This window comes from Erwinia tracheiphila (genome assembly GCF_021365465.1).
GTDB lineage: Bacteria > Pseudomonadota > Gammaproteobacteria > Enterobacterales > Enterobacteriaceae > Erwinia > Erwinia tracheiphila.
In genome coordinates this window covers 1,686,094-1,698,947 of record NZ_CP089932.1, presented here as the reverse complement: position 1 = coordinate 1,698,947, position 12,854 = coordinate 1,686,094, and the positions used below count along the sequence as shown (strand labels likewise).

Here is a 12,854-nt window from a genome sequence, read left to right as displayed (position 1 = left end):
CAGAGAGAATGTTCAGCCCGCAACAATCAGGCTGATAACGCCTGCTAAGGGTCAGCCGCTGGTCACCATGATGTCGTGTTGCGCAAAGGCGTCACATAGCTGCACGGCAAAGTTTAGCGCGTGCGCACCGTCACCGTGCAGACAAACCGTTTCAGCAGTAACGTTCACCGGATTACCGTGATGACTGCGGACTTTTCCGGTCTGGATCATTGATAGCGTCTGCGCAATTGCCTGGTCCGCACTTTCCAGCAACGCCCCCGGATGTGAACGGGGAACCAGTGTTCCATCATCCTGATAACTGCAGATCGGCAAAGACCTCCTGCCGTGTCCTCAGCCCCAGCACTCTGGCCGCGCGGATTGACTGACTGCCTGCAAGGCCTACCAGAATCAGCGCCGGATCGACAGCGCACACCGCTCGCGCAATGGCAGCGGCCAGTGCAGGTTCCTGAGCCGACTGGTTGTACAGCATGCCATGGGGTTTCACGTGGATCAGCTGGCCACCTTCGCTTCGGGCAATCGCCTGCAGTGCGCCAATCTGAGCAATCACCTGGCTACAGACGGTTTCCGGGGAAAGCTGCATGGCCGTGCGGCCGAAGTTTTCACGATCGGGAAAGCCAGGATGTGCACCGATAGCCACGCCCGACTCCAGCGCCCAAATCACACTTTGCCGCATGGTTATCGCGTCTCCGGCATGATAACCACAGGCGATATTCGCTGAAGAAACCAGCTTCAGCAGTGCATGGTCATTTTCGCCGCCTTCACCCAGATCGGCATTAAGATCGATTTTCATTTTGCAGCCCCCAGGCTATCTGTTGCAGGCTGCCTCGCTGGTTACGCATTGCCAGCAGCGCCTCTTGCGTTGAGCAACGCATAAAGTGAACCGGCTCACCGAGCCGAAGCTGGGCAAGATGATAAAGGTCGGCTTCAATCACGCAGGCGATACGCGGATAACCACCCGTGGTTTGCGCATCGGCTATCAGCACTATGGGTTGACCGTTCGGGGGTACCTGAACCACGCCGGGCAATAATCCGTGCGACAGCATTTCACGCGGATTTTCCCGTATCAGCGGACTGCCCTGAAGCCGATACCCCATCCTGTTGCTTTGCGGATTGAGCTGCCACGCAGAGCGCCAGAATAGTGCCCGACTTTCCGGGCTGAACTCAGTGTATTCCGGCCCCACCACGGCACGTACGCGGTTACTGAAAAGCAGCTGCCGTACCCCTGCGGCCCGGGTAAACCGTCTTTCTGGCTGACTCTGCGGCAAACAATCGCCATCTTCTATCCGGCGACCGGCAAAGCCACCAAAACCGGCTTTTACATGCGTGCTGCACGAATCCAGCACAGGTTCAACAGCAAAACCGCTATCCAGCGCCAGATAGCTGCGCATGCCGCGCAGGGGCATTTTCAGGGTCAGTCGCTGCCCTTTTTTCACTGCGCTACGCCAACCGGTCCACACTGGTTGTTCGTTGAGCACTGCATCGCAGTGCGCGCCCGTCAGGGCAATCCAGCCGTCTCGCGTAAATTCAGCACAGAATTGCCCCAGCGTAATTTCCAAGACGGCGCTGCCTGGCGCATTGCCCACCAGCAGATTGGCCGTTTCCATCGCCGGTCTGTCCAGCACGCCACTGCTACCAACGCCATACAGCCGCCAGCCACAGCGCCCCGCATCCTGTAAGGTTGTGCTGATACCCGCACGAATGATTTTCAGCATACGCCCCCCTTCTGCGGCAAAAAGCGCACGCTGTCACCGGGCCGGAGATACGCTGGAGGCCGGTTATCAGCATTGAATAGCACCTGATCAGTTTGCCCAATGAGCTGCCACCCCCCCGGAGCAGAGAACGGATAAATGCCGGTCTGACTGCCGCCAATACCGACAGAACCCGCGGGTACCCTGACCCGCGGCTCGGCCCGGCGCGGCGTATGTAAGTGAGGATTAAGTCCAGCGAAATAGGGAAAGTCAGGCTGGAAACCAATAAAATAAACCTGGTAGCACGCACTGGCATGGGCCTCCACCACCTGCTGTGGGGTTAATCCGCTGTGCCGGGCAACCTCCTGTAAATCAGGCCCGGCACCACCACCATAGACCACTGGGATCTCTGCCTGACGCGGGAGGATTTCCTGCACCTCGCTTTTTTCCCACCATTCCTGCAACCACGCCACGGCCTGCAACGTCATCTGCTGTGGTTCGCGGAGAATGACGGTAATGTTATTCATGCCGGGGATGGCTTCTGACACCTCAACGCAGTCCAGCAGTTGTGCAGTTAAGCCCCAGATTCGTTGCTGGGTGTGCAGGGTGACAGGGGGAGAAAGCTCCAGCACGACCGCACGCTCGCCCAGCAGGTAACAACGCGCTTGTTGCAAAATAAACCTCCAGACGGGTTTCGGAGCAGCGTATTCAGAGGGTAATAGTTATGCGGAAATGTTATTAATGTGTCAACACAAGGTGCGGACGGCCTGGGCGGCCGTCCAGCCAGTCAGGCAGGGTTAGCGATATCGATAAAGGTAACGTCCAGCGAATAATGTTCTGCCAGCCATTCCCCCAATGCCCTTATCCCGCCACGTTCAGTCGCATGATGTCCTGCCGCAAAGAAATGCAAGCCCTGTTCACGGGCGCTGTGAATGGTTTGTTCCGACACTTCTCCGGTGATAAAAGCATCGACGCCAAAGTCCGCCGCCGCATCGATAAAACCCTGCCCCCCCCCCGAACACCATGCAATGCGCTTAATCCGCTGCGGGCCGTTCTCGCCGCAGTGCAATGGCTCGCGCCCCAGAACATCGGTGAGTTTTGCCGCCAGCCATGCGCCGGATACTGGCTCCGCCAGCTCGCCCCAGGGTACAAGCGGCATCACTTCACCAACGACCTTGATGCCTAAATCTTTCGCCAGCTGTGCGTTATTTCCCAACTGGGGGTGTGCGTCAAGGGGCAAATGCCAGCCAAAAAGATTGATGTCGTTAGCCAGCAACGTTTTTAGCCGGTTGCGTTTCATTCCTTTTATTGTTTGCGCTTCATTCTTCCAGAAGTAGCCGTGATGGACTAACACCGCATCGGCTTCAAGGCGCACCGCTTCGTCCAGCAGCGCCTGACAGGCGGTGACGCCGGTGACAATTTTTTGCACTTCACTACGCCCTTCGACCTGCAGTCCGTTGGGCGCATAGTCGCTGAAAGCCTGAGTATTGAGTTGCTGGTTAACAAGGTGCTCCAACTCGGTATTTCGCATGATTTCTCCTGACAGTGGGCGGCCTTAAGCGGACCGGCTCGTGGCGGTTGTGGCAACAATAGCAGACGAGGCAAATGATGAGAACGGGCGGCGGTGACCGCCCGTTAACGAGGGGCTATTTTCTGGCTGCTTCAAACGCCGCCAGAGTGGTCTTTCGCGCTTCTTTGTGATCGACAATCGGTTGTGGATAATCCAGCGAGACCCCGTGTTTTTTTGCCCATGCCTGCGGCTGATGAATATGCTGTTTCGGCACCGCTTTCAGTTCCGGTAGCCACTGGCGGATAAACGCCCCTTCTTCATCAAAACGCTCGCCCTGCGTGGTGGGGTTGAAAATGCGAAAGTAAGGTGCGGCATCGGTACCGCAGGAGGCGGCCCATTGCCATCCGCCGTTGTTAGCCGCCAAATCGCCATCAATTAACTGCGACATGAAATAGCGTTCGCCTTCGCGCCAGTCAATCAGCAGGTCTTTGACCAGAAAACTGGCGACGATCATCCGTAAACGGTTATGCATCCAGCCAAGCGCATTAAGCTGACGCATGGCAGCATCAACAACAGGGTATCCGGTTTTTCCCTGTTGCCAGGCCTCAAGGTGACGTCCATTCTGCTGCCATTTCACTTTTTCCGTCCAGCCGATAAACGGCTGATGGCGGCACAGTGACGGCCAGGCAACCAGTAAGTGTCGATAGAACTCGCGCCAAATCAGCTCGTTAAGCCAGACAAAAATACGGCTGTTATCCAGCCCGTCAGCATGCTCACGCAGTAAGCGATTCAGGCACTGGCGCGGTGAAAGTACCCCAGTGGCCAGATAAACGGAAAGACGACTGGTGCCATCCACGGCCGGGATGTCGCGTTGCTGAGGATAATCAGCAGCAGGCTGCTGGCAAAATGCCCGCAGTCGTTTCAGTGCCGCAGCTTCACCAGCGGGGAAAAGCTGGTCGTCAAAGGCTTCACTGGGGTAATCGAAGGGTTTAAGCGTCGGCGTTTTTTTCAGCGGTGCGTTCTCCCGTGCTTTAGGCACAGGCAGACATTCCGGCACGCCTTCCTTAAGACGCCGCACGAGCGCCTTACTAAAGGGCGTAAATACTTTATACATCTCACCGCTGCCGGTCAGCACGCTGCCCGGTGCCAGCAGCAGGCTGTCGTCAAACCCCTGTGAGATAATATCAAGTTCGGAAAGGGCGCGTTCCACCCTCGCGTCGCGCTGGCGTTCATTCACTTCATACTGATAGTTATAAAACATCCGCTCAATATTATGCGCCTGACAAAACGATGCCAGCTCAGAAACCGAGGCATCGAAATCCCGGCACTGCAGGAAATGTAGCGGAATCCCCTTTTCCGCAAGAGATTGTTGAACATCCTGCAAACTTTGATAAATAAACGCTGCCTGCCTGGGGGCCATCACATGTGAATGCCACTGCTGCGGCGTGGCAATAAACAGTGCCAGCACCCTGGCGTCGCTGTCCCGGCAGGCGGCGTGAAGTGCTGTATTATCGTGGATGCGCAGATCGTTGCGCAGCCAGACCAAATGAGTGGCCATAACGCTCCCTGAAATCGTTAATCAGTGACCGTAACGCAGGCGCAGCGCTTCCGGATAGGGTTCGAAGTAGCGCTGCTGCGTCAGGTAAGGGTCGGGATATTCCGCCATGTAATGCTTCAGCAAGGTGATTGGGACCAGCAGTGGCTGTAATCCCTGGCGATAGTTATCTATCAGCGAGGCCATCTCCTGGCGTTGTTTTGAGGTCAGTCGCGGGCTAAAGTAACCCTGAACATGGGACAGCACGTTGGTGTGGTTACCTCTTGACGCCTGCTTTTTAAGCAAATCCATTAGCCTCTGGCGGTATTCAAAAGCGTAAGCTTCCAGCGATGGCCATTCTTCAATTGCTGCCACAAAACGGCCTATTTTGCGATATTCAGGTTGTGAATGTGCCAGCAGCAGCAATTTGTAACGGCTGTGGAAGGCAATCAGCTTGCCCCGCGTGAGCCCGCTCCGCCACATTTCATTGAATTCATGAAGCGTGTAAACGCGTTCAATAAAGTTCTCCCGCAGTAGCGGAGCGTGCAGGCGACCATCTTCCTCGACCGGTAGCCAGGGCATTTGCGCCATAAGTTCCCGGGTAAAGATACCCACACCCTCTTTACGATTGTTATTGTTTTCCGGCTGATAAACCCTCACACGCTCCATACCACAGCTGGGGGATTTCGTGCAGACTATGTAACCGCAAAGATGGTGTAAGGAAGCTATTCTTTTTTCGGCGAAATTTTGCATCGCCTCCGTCACCGGGCTGCCCTCGCCGTTGCTGAACCTTAGCTCCACGGCTCCCTCTTGTATTTCCACAAGACGCAGTGCCGGACAGGGCGCTGGCAGGCCAATCGCCATTTCAGGGTAAACGGGCTGGTAGCGCATAAAGGGCGCAAGCTCCAGCGCAGCAAATGCGCAGCGCTTATGGCCGCCATCAAAACGAACATTATCCCCAAGCAGACAGGCACCGATGCCAACAGGAATTTTATCATTCATAGTTGTACGATCTCTTTTTTCCTGTATAGGTTTTAAGTTTAGCTGAATTTTAACTTCAACGCGCGTGTCGGCTTCGAAAATGTCACGGTTGATAAGTAAAAAACTGCTTTCAAAGAAGGCGGCTTCGCTTTAACGCCTGACAGCAGCCAGCTAAAAACCGTTAAAAGAAGTCGCTTCCCGTGCCGAAAGCAATAAGGCAGAGCCAAAATACGTTGATGAGCACGCACACAACCCGGCAATAAAATGGCCTTATGTGAACGCGGATTTAATGGCACCCCACTGACGTATAGCAACAGCCCTGAAAAGAAGTTCTGATTTGTGCAATAAAGTTCAACAGGTAAGCTGATGACCATAAGACGTGATTGTTAGTTCGTCATGACCTTTGCCTCATTAAGGCGGTTTGATAAAGGCATGTTATTCAGTGCAGCGCCGATGCAGTAGATCATTGCCTGACAGTATATAAAGCGAGGCTTCGGGAAAAGCGACGGAGCGGGCAGCCCCGATAAGATGAAACGATGGCAAGTAAAAATCGTGCTGTCTCTTTACCCAATGCGCCTTATATCCCCGTCCTTCAGGGCGGGGAGGATGTCAATACTCATCCGACCACTAATTTGCGGGAAATTTCACCGCTTTTCTTGTCTGAAACATAATCAGGTTACTAAAAAGTTAAAATATCGGTAATCTGCTAACTTAAAAATCACCGCACTATTCCCGGCAAGCACGACCAGCCTTTATTTGCTAAATTGACAACATCTGGCAGATAAGCGTTTCGCTGAGGGCTGTCTCCGGCCACGGATAAGTAAAGAGCGAAGTATGGTAACTCGAGTTCTGATTGTTGAAGATGAAAAAGAAATCCGCCGTTTTTTACGTGTTGCGCTGGAAGACGGAAATCTGCGCGTGTTTGATGCAGAATCGCTGCAGCGCGGCCTGATTGAGGCCGCAACCAGGAAACCCGATTTAGTGATCCTTGACCTGGGGTTACCAGATGGCGATGGCATTGAATTTATTCGTGAAATTCGTCAGTGGACCGCTATTCCGGTGATTGTATTATCCGCACGCTGCGATGAGCAGGATAAAATCACCGCACTGGATGCCGGCGCAGATGACTTCTTGAGTAAGCCATTTGGAGTGGGTGAGCTGTTAGCACGCGTACGCGTCGCGTTGCGATATAGCCGGGGGGATGGCTCGGAGCCAAAAGCGGAAGTCAGCTTCAGCAATGTCCAGGTCGATATTGCCGCCCGCCGCGTCCTCAAAAGCGGAGAGGAACTCCATCTGACCCCGATTGAGTTTCGACTGCTGGTGAGCCTGTTGAATAATGCCGGTAAAGTGATGACGCAACGTCAGTTGCTCAATCAGGTGTGGGGGCCAAATGCAGTCGAACACAGCCATTATTTACGTATTTACATGGGGCATTTGCGGCAAAAGCTGGAGGTCGATCCTGCTCAACCTCGCCACCTCATTACTGAAACCGGCGTCGGCTATCGTTTCGTGCCCTGAGCGCTTATTCAGTCAGCAACGCCAAAGAGATCAGATAATACTTCCGGCAGGGTGTAGCATTCAACTGGGTAATTGTTCCTGTGAAAACGCTGGTCGCAATATGCAGGAAGCGTCAACAAGACATAACCTATACCGCAGGCTGGTGGAGAATGAAAATTCGAACAAGCCCGTAAAAAATAAATCAGCAGAAGCCGGGACGGTAAAAAAGAACCTTCAGGCAAATTTCATCGAACCGAAAAAAGCCCTGCCGGGAAGGCAGGACCGCTTATTAAGGACGGAAACGGGCATCAGGGGCCGGCTTCGTGTTCTCAGGCATTTTTCAACACTTCACTGACTATCTCTACCGCTTCTTTTTCGATTTTTTCACGGTGCTCTGCACCCAGGAAACTTTCGCAGTAGATTTTATAGGCATCTTCAGTACCAGAGGGGCGTGCCGCAAACCAGCCGTTTTCCGTCATCACCTTCAGACCACCGATGGATGCGCCATTACCCGGAGCCGAAGTCAGGCGCGCGGTGATTGGATCGCCAGCCAGGATATCAGCGCTGACCATCTCAGGTGAAAGCCTGGACAGTGCGGCTTTCTGGGCCGAGGTAGCAGAAGCCTGCTGGCGGTTGTAGCTTGGCGCACCGAAGCGCTCTGCCAGTTCATCATAATGTTGCTGAGGATTTTTTCCGGTAACCGCGGTGATCTCTGCGGCTAACAGACACAGGATGATACCGTCTTTATCGGTTGACCATGGCGTGCCGTCAAAACGCAGAAAGGACGCACCTGCACTCTCTTCACCACCAAACCCGAAGCTGCCATCAAACAGGCCATCAACAAACCATTTAAAACCAACCGGTACTTCCACCAGCTTACGATCGATAGCCTTCACTACGCGGTCAATCATCGCACTGGATACCAGGGTTTTACCAACAGCCACATCTTTGCCCCACTGCGGGCGGTTCTGAAACAGATAATTGATCGCCACCGCCAGATAGTGGTTCGGGTTCATGAGCCCCGAGGGGGTAACAATGCCGTGACGGTCGTAATCCGGATCGTTAGCAAACGCCAGATCGAATTGATCGCGCAGTGCCAGCAAGCCAGCCATTGCGCTCTCCGAGGAGCAATCCATACGGATGACGCCATCTTTGTCCAGATGCATAAAGCGAAATGTCTGGTCAATAGAGTCGTTGACGATGGTCAGATCCAGATTGTAAAACTCTGCGATGCGCTGCCAGTAAGCGATGCCAGAGCCGCCAAGCGGATCAACGCCAATTTTAAGCCCAGCTTTCTTAATTGCTTGAATATCAATAACTTGAGTCAAGCCTTCAATGTATGGCTGCACCAAATCCTGCTCTGTTAAGTGGCCACTGGCCCAGGCTTTATCCAGAGCAATGCGCCTGACGCCCTGAAGACCCTCTTTTATCAGAGCATTAGCGCGTTCCTCCACAACTTTCGTTACGTTAGTGTCGGCAGGACCGCCATTAGGGGGATTGTATTTGATGCCACCATCTTCTGGCGGATTGTGAGAGGGGGTGATAACAATGCCGTCAGCCTGCATGCCCCCCGCTTTATTATGCTCAAGAATAGCGTTGGAGATAGCAGGCGTCGGTGTATAACCATTATCCTGCTGCACAATCACATCAACCCCATTTGCCGCCAGCACTTCCAGCACGGAGATAATGGCGGGTTCAGACAACGCGTGGGTGTCTTTCCCCACGTAACAGGGGCCGGTGATACCGTTCTTTTTACGCTCCTCAGCAATGGCCTGCACGATTGCCAGGATATGCGTTTCATTAAAACTGTGACGCCCTGCGCTGCCACGATGGCCAGATGTGCCAAATTTCACCGCATGTTCCGCATTACCTGGATCAGGTTGCAGGACATAATACTGTGAAGTTAATTGTGCAACGTTAATCAAATCGCTCTGCCGGGCAGGTTGCCCGGCACGGGGGTGATTGGCCATTGGGGCTTCTCCCTGACGCTTATTTATCAGTTAGAGGGTGCCGCAAACTTTTTCAGTCAGTTCATGAGGGAACTGCATTGACAGCATGATGTGTTCGATCATGCTTCGTTTGCGACCTGTGTTGGTGTTGGTTATCACCCAGTACGGTGTGCCAGGAATATGCTGTGGCTTGGTATGGGTGCCATTTTGTATCAGAGTCTGTTGATTGCCAGCAAAATAAACGCGCGTGCGCCCCAACAGAGACTCGGTAGCAGCACCAAACGCGCCGGGTTCGAGACGATATAATGTTGAAAGAATTAACATAAACCGATTAATCGCTTTCTTCTGTTCAGCATATTCGTCCGAGAGGAGTAACTCCCGGATGGCACGAACCCGATCCTGTGGGCGAGACGGGTCCTGTCCTTTGACAACGTCTTTCACCACCGTAGTTGAAGATGACGCCGTTCCTTGCAATGCTGATGCATCTTGTCCTGCAGTAAAGTTGAGCATTCTGCGCAGAATATCAGAGGCGCTTTCCCCTATATGCTGAGTATGGCTGGCGATATAACGATAAAGCTCTTCATCAACGTCGATAGTTTTCATCTTGATCCAGTACAGTTGTTGCCTGATAAGAGCAGGATTGCGTCATGCCTTTCAAACAGTCGATAAACGCGTTGAAAAATCCTGTCCTAACACGAGGATTATAAAGTTAAATCCTGCCGGGTTGTAGCGCCAGCACTTAATGCCGATAAAAGTCAGATAATACCGCAAAACGGTGATGATAAACTACCTGCTTGCACAAGCAGGAAATATTACGACTATGATACCCTAACTATTCTTTTACACTGTAAGAACTTTGCCATGAAATTGAATGTCCGCTTGCAATCTGAGCAATCTGATGAGGTTGGCCTGCCGTTGGTACTGATTCACGGCCTGTTTGGGAGCCTGGATAATCTTGCTGTGCTGGCAAGAGGGCTGGTGAAAGAGCGGCAAATCATCATGCTTGATGTGCGCAACCATGGATTGTCACCCCATTCATCTGAAATGCATTATGCCGCGATGGCCCGGGATGTTTTGGAAACACTGGATAACCTCGGTATTGGTGAGTGCGACATCGTGGGCCACTCAATGGGCGGAAAAATAGGCATGGCAGTTACCGCGGCCGCTCCCGATCGCGTAAAAAAATTAGTGGTGATCGATATAGCACCTGTGGCGTATACACAACGCCACCACGATGCCATATTCACAGCGCTTAATGCAGTCAGTCAGTCATCTGCGGCATTACGCAGCGAAGCCGCGATAATAATGCGTGACAGCATTGAAATTGAAGATGAAAGCATAATTCAATTTTTACTTAAGTCTTTTCACGATGGCAGATGGCGTTTCAATGTCCCTGTTTTACAGGCGCAATATGAGAATTTGATTAGCTGGCAGTTGTTGCCAGCCTGGAAGGGGCCAGCACTCTTTATACGGGGAGAATTGTCGCCCTATCTCGCTGATGAATATCGGGATACGCTGCTGCAACAATTTCCAACAGCGCGTGCTCATATCATTGCAGGGGCCGGTCACTGGGTACATGCTGAAAAACCAGAGCCTGTTCTTCGTGCAATGCGTCGTTTTTTTGCACAGTAAAAACAAATAGTTGCTGAAAAAGCTAAATTATTGTCGTCATGTGTTTTGCCAGGGTATGATTATCGGCTTAAATTTTGCTGGTTGGATTGCGATTCGAACAGCATAACAGTCCAAACTACCTGAACTTCAGCCCTCCAGTATCACGATTCTATGGCTAAAGAAAACACGGACCGCACCACTATCGATTTGTTCGCAGATGAACGTCGTCCTGGTCGTCCTAAAACTAATCCGCTGGCACGTGGTGAGCAGCTACGTATAAATAAACGCAATCAGCTTAAACGCGATAAAGTGCGCGGACTTCGCCGTGTGGAGCTAAAAATAAGCAGTGATGCTGTTGATGCGCTCAACAGGTTGGCAGAAGAGCGTAAAATCAGCCGTAGTGAACTGATCGAAGAAATGATTATGGTCCAGCTCGACAATGCAGAACACTAAGTCCCCTGCCTGAAATATCGCTTAATGGAAACAAGAGCACAAAGCGACAAATGCAGGAGCATTCCTCATTTATCAGTCCGATACGGTCTGTTATCATTACCGTTAATATTGTAGGTTCAGCATCTCAATCATTGAATTTTAAGAGGTTTTAAACGCATGGCAATCGTAGGCATTTTCTTTGGCAGCGATACTGGCAATACGGAAAATATTGCAAAAATGATTCAGAAGCAGCTGGGTAAAGAAGTTGCCGAAGTTCATGATATCGCTAAAAGTAGCAAAGAAGATCTGGAAGCCTTTGATATATTGCTGTTGGGCATCCCTACCTGGTATTACGGCGAAGCACAGTGTGACTGGGATGATTTTTTCCCCACACTGCAAGAAATCGATTTCAATGGCAAACTGGTTGCGCTGTTCGGCTGTGGTGACCAGGAGGATTATGCTGAATATTTCTGTGATGCGATGGGCACCATTCGCGACATCATTGAGCCAAACGGCGCAGTTATTGTCGGACATTGGCCAACAGAAGGCTATCATTTTGAAGCATCGAAAGGGCTTGCAGACGACACCCATTTTCTCGGCCTCGCCATTGATGAAGACCGCCAGCCAGAACTGACAAATGAACGCACCGAAAAGTGGGTAAAGCAGATTTACGAAGAGTTGCAGCTCGACGATATCCTCAATGCTTAATTCTGTGTATTACGGTGCAATTAATCGCCTGACAGCGCAATGATTTTTTCTATAGCTCTGCAGGAACATTTTTTTAACTTTTAGCTGCGACACTGTACAATGTCGCCATTAGCCACCCCGACCTGTCAGCAACGTTGCCCGTAAGCAACAACTGAGAGTCAGTTCGAAATGTAAATTCCGTATGCAGGGCCAATGCTTTTTCCGGATGTAATGCCGTTTTCTTACCTCCCTGAGTGCCCTGCGGCTGGCTTTCCAGCAGTTTTCATTTCAGCACATCGGTTCTATACTGCTTCGTTAATCAGGGCCGATGTTCAGGGTTTTTCAGCCACTTAGTGATTAGCAAAGTAACAGGACAATATCCGCATGACTGACAATAACATCGCATTAAAGAAGGCAGGCCTGAAAGTTACGCTTCCACGACTAAAGATTCTGGAAGTACTTCAGGAACCAGAGTGCCATCACGTCAGTGCGGAAGATTTATATAAGCGCCTGATAGATATGGGCGAAGAAATTGGACTGGCAACGGTCTACCGCGTGCTCAACCAGTTTGATGATGCAGGCATCGTGACACGACACAATTTTGAAGGTGGAAAGTCCGTCTTTGAACTGACTCAGCAGCAGCATCACGATCATCTGATATGCCTTGACTGCGGTAAAGTTATCGAATTCAGCGATGAGTCTATTGAAACACGCCAGCGAGATATTGCCTCACGTCACGGCATCAAGTTAAGCAACCACAGCCTTTATCTTTATGGCCACTGCGAAACGGGTGATTGTCGTGAAGATGAAACACTTCACGACAATCAATAACGCATGACCAGATTAAAAACCGGTGAATTTCACTGGTTTTTTTCAGGGGACGGCAATTTCTTTTGCAAGAAAATAAAGTCTGTCAGCGAAAATGTGCTGTCAAGGTTCACAGCAGCCGCACTCGCTACCTCCCC

12 protein-coding genes and 1 pseudogene are annotated in these 12,854 nt (G+C 51.7%); 5 read left to right on the top strand and 8 right to left on the bottom strand.

Features of this window, described 5'->3' with window-relative positions; genetic code table 11:
- Positions 1-51: 51 nt before the first annotated feature.
- The 6 genes and pseudogenes from pxpA to LU633_RS08910 all read right to left on the bottom strand — a co-directional run bounded on the left by pxpA (position 52) and on the right by LU633_RS08910 (position 5,734).
- Positions 52-790: pseudogene (gene pxpA / locus LU633_RS08935) on the bottom strand (5-oxoprolinase subunit PxpA).
- Complete coding sequence (gene pxpC / locus LU633_RS08930) at positions 774-1,712, bottom strand: 5-oxoprolinase subunit PxpC (protein ID WP_016191947.1); 939 nt, start codon at positions 1,710-1,712, stop codon at positions 774-776. Before pxpC ends, pxpA begins: the two are co-directional and overlap by 17 nt.
- Entirely contained in the window at positions 1,706-2,362 is a 657-nt protein-coding gene (gene pxpB / locus LU633_RS08925) for a 5-oxoprolinase subunit PxpB (protein ID WP_016191946.1), read from the bottom strand. Before pxpB ends, pxpC begins: the two co-directional genes overlap by 7 nt.
- Positions 2,363-2,475: 113 nt before the next feature.
- A complete protein-coding gene (locus LU633_RS08920; protein WP_016191945.1) occupies positions 2,476-3,219 on the bottom strand; it encodes a type 2 GTP cyclohydrolase I in 744 nt (247 codons plus the stop codon).
- Between the two features lie 115 nt (positions 3,220-3,334).
- Positions 3,335-4,756 (bottom strand): deoxyribodipyrimidine photo-lyase, encoded by a 1,422-nt coding sequence (gene phrB / locus LU633_RS08915; RefSeq protein WP_016191944.1) that lies wholly within the window; start codon positions 4,754-4,756, stop codon positions 3,335-3,337.
- A 21-nt stretch (positions 4,757-4,777) separates the two neighbouring features.
- A complete protein-coding gene (locus LU633_RS08910) occupies positions 4,778-5,734 on the bottom strand; it encodes a YbgA family protein (RefSeq protein WP_016191943.1) in 957 nt (318 codons plus the stop codon).
- Between the two features lie 813 nt (positions 5,735-6,547).
- On the opposite strand from LU633_RS08910, the gene kdpE reads away from it, so the two are divergent.
- Complete coding sequence (gene kdpE / locus LU633_RS08905) at positions 6,548-7,231, top strand: two-component system response regulator KdpE (RefSeq protein WP_016191942.1); 684 nt, start codon at positions 6,548-6,550, stop codon at positions 7,229-7,231.
- A 308-nt stretch (positions 7,232-7,539) separates the two neighbouring features.
- On the opposite strand, the gene pgm is transcribed toward kdpE, so the two are convergent.
- Both pgm and seqA read right to left on the bottom strand, forming a co-directional pair.
- Positions 7,540-9,180 (bottom strand): phosphoglucomutase (alpha-D-glucose-1,6-bisphosphate-dependent), encoded by a 1,641-nt coding sequence (pgm, locus tag LU633_RS08900; protein WP_233485087.1) that lies wholly within the window; start codon positions 9,178-9,180, stop codon positions 7,540-7,542.
- 30 nt (positions 9,181-9,210) lie between these two features.
- Positions 9,211-9,762 (bottom strand): replication initiation negative regulator SeqA, encoded by a 552-nt coding sequence (gene seqA, locus LU633_RS08895; protein ID WP_016191940.1) that lies wholly within the window; start codon positions 9,760-9,762, stop codon positions 9,211-9,213.
- Positions 9,763-10,020: 258 nt separating this feature from the next.
- On the opposite strand from seqA, the gene LU633_RS08890 reads away from it, so the two are divergent.
- The 4 genes from LU633_RS08890 to fur all read left to right on the top strand — a co-directional run bounded on the left by LU633_RS08890 (position 10,021) and on the right by fur (position 12,720).
- On the top strand, positions 10,021-10,791 hold the full coding sequence (locus LU633_RS08890; RefSeq protein ID WP_016191939.1) for an alpha/beta fold hydrolase: 771 nt from the start codon (positions 10,021-10,023) through the stop codon (positions 10,789-10,791).
- Positions 10,792-10,941: 150 nt separating this feature from the next.
- Positions 10,942-11,223 (top strand): LexA regulated protein, encoded by a 282-nt coding sequence (gene ybfE / locus LU633_RS08885; RefSeq protein WP_016191938.1) that lies wholly within the window; start codon positions 10,942-10,944, stop codon positions 11,221-11,223.
- 156 nt (positions 11,224-11,379) lie between these two features.
- Positions 11,380-11,910, top strand: a complete 531-nt coding sequence (fldA, locus tag LU633_RS08880; protein ID WP_016191937.1) for a flavodoxin FldA — start codon at positions 11,380-11,382, stop codon at positions 11,908-11,910.
- A 363-nt stretch (positions 11,911-12,273) separates the two neighbouring features.
- Entirely contained in the window at positions 12,274-12,720 is a 447-nt protein-coding gene (gene fur / locus LU633_RS08875) for a ferric iron uptake transcriptional regulator (RefSeq protein ID WP_016191936.1), read from the top strand.
- The last annotated feature ends 134 nt before the right edge of the window (positions 12,721-12,854 follow it).

Bases quoted from the DNA above. Each gene is read 5' to 3' on its own strand.
- kdpE (WP_016191942.1), top strand. From the start codon at position 6,548: ATGGTAACTCGAGTTCTGATTGTTGAAGATGAAAAAGAAATCCGCCGT.
- LU633_RS08920 (WP_016191945.1), bottom strand. From the start codon at position 3,219: ATGCGAAATACCGAGTTGGAGCACCTTGTTAACCAGCAACTCAATACT.
- fldA (WP_016191937.1), top strand. From the start codon at position 11,380: ATGGCAATCGTAGGCATTTTCTTTGGCAGCGATACTGGCAATACGGAA.
- LU633_RS08910 (WP_016191943.1), bottom strand. From the start codon at position 5,734: ATGAATGATAAAATTCCTGTTGGCATCGGTGCCTGTCTGCTTGGGGAT.
- phrB (WP_016191944.1), bottom strand. From the start codon at position 4,756: ATGGCCACTCATTTGGTCTGGCTGCGCAACGATCTGCGCATCCACGAT.
- pgm (WP_233485087.1), bottom strand. From the start codon at position 9,180: ATGGCCAATCACCCCCGTGCCGGGCAACCTGCCCGGCAGAGCGATTTG.
- LU633_RS08890 (WP_016191939.1), top strand. From the start codon at position 10,021: ATGAAATTGAATGTCCGCTTGCAATCTGAGCAATCTGATGAGGTTGGC.
- seqA (WP_016191940.1), bottom strand. From the start codon at position 9,762: ATGAAAACTATCGACGTTGATGAAGAGCTTTATCGTTATATCGCCAGC.
- ybfE (WP_016191938.1), top strand. From the start codon at position 10,942: ATGGCTAAAGAAAACACGGACCGCACCACTATCGATTTGTTCGCAGAT.
- pxpC (WP_016191947.1), bottom strand. From the start codon at position 1,712: ATGCTGAAAATCATTCGTGCGGGTATCAGCACAACCTTACAGGATGCG.
- fur (WP_016191936.1), top strand. From the start codon at position 12,274: ATGACTGACAATAACATCGCATTAAAGAAGGCAGGCCTGAAAGTTACG.